The 1,355-nt window shown below is 58.9% G+C and carries 1 protein-coding gene; it reads left to right on the top strand.

Going from position 1 to position 1,355, the window contains the following annotated elements; genetic code table 11:
• The first annotated feature begins 343 nt into the window (after positions 1 to 343).
• Complete coding sequence (locus tag ACXJ5O_RS27070) at positions 344 to 679, top strand: hypothetical protein (RefSeq protein ID WP_457302610.1); 336 nt, start codon at positions 344 to 346, stop codon at positions 677 to 679.
• Positions 680 to 1,355: the final 676 nt, after the last annotated feature.

The raw sequence follows: 1,355 nt of genomic DNA, 5'->3' as shown, positions 1-1,355 counted from the left end.
GGATGCACAGAGTGCCGGTGACCGCGTGATGGCTGAAAACTATCTCCAGCACGCCGAGCACTATAATCGAATCATTCTTGCGGCTCAGGCTCAGGCGCCTGTCCAGTATCAGCGCGATGATCAGGATCAGGATCAGGACGATGAGAACGGCTATGATGATGATGGCATGAACAATGGCAACGGTAACGGCAACGATACCGATCGTCAGGAGGTTCCTGAACGCCAGGAGTTCTCGCAGCGCCAGGATCGTCAGCAGCGTCAAGATCGCCAGGACCGGCCGGAGCGTCAAGATCGCCCGGAACGTCAAGATCGCCGCGACCGGCAAGACCGGCAAGAACGTGTGATGCATCAGCCGATCAATGGCAGCGGACCACAGCCAATCATCCAGGGTACGCCCGCTGAAGTCGTTTACGATGACGACACGGTCAGCCAGCGTCAGCCACAACCTCAGCCACAGATCCAGCCGGTTGAAAATGGCGCTGCGGCGGCACCCGAGACAGAGGCTGTCGAAGCCAAGCCAGCGCGTCGCGCACCGCGTGGCCGCAGGCCAGCCCGGCCGCGCGTCACGGAGGAAAATGGTGCGGAAGCAAGTGCTCCGGACACCGCTAACGATCTTTCGCCTGCCGGCATCGTTGCCGAGGTGAAGAAGCGCCGGACAGCAGTCGAATCCGACGTTTGATCTGATTKATCTGAATGGATCAGAAATTACGCCACTCGCAGGGAAGCCTGCGGGTGGCGGTTTGATTCTGTCACCTCTTCGGTAAATCATAGAGCGTTATGTTTCCGGTAATCGCAGGGCACCTCACTCTCCGTCATCCTCGGGCTTGACCCGAGGACCCACCGCTAGGGAGTGTTGGGGTATAACGTTTCCGCAACGCATTCCAGTGAAGCACTGTCCTCGATGGGAGATGCTTTGGATGCCTGCGGTGGCTGAATCCCGCCGAAATCATGGATAAGTTTTCGCTCCTTAGCGGTGGGTCCTCGGGTCAAGCCCGAGGATGACGGAGAGGGAAGGGCTCTTTCCAAACAAAATCCCCACGAATTTATCCACGCTCTCCAAACCTGAGCTATCCTTCTCCCCGTCCTCTCCACGGGAACTGCTTCCGGAGCCGTTCGAAGTGGTGAGAGGATCGGCGCCTCCGATGACGGGTAACGGACCCGCTGTCCGGGGAAGTTCCGTCCAAGGGTTCCCCTGCCGGTACCTATGACCGGCGCGTGCTGGACGAGCACTCTAAGCGGCGGGTAGGCAACGCATGGAATATCGCAAATGGTGTTCCCCGGTGCCAAGGCCTCCCAAGCGAAACGGACGGGATCAAAAAACGCCGGACGGGCGGTCTTCGAAGCGCATTTTATTC

This window comes from Phyllobacterium sp. P5_D12 (genome assembly GCF_054049495.1).
This window is presented reverse-complemented; position numbering and strand designations above follow the sequence as displayed.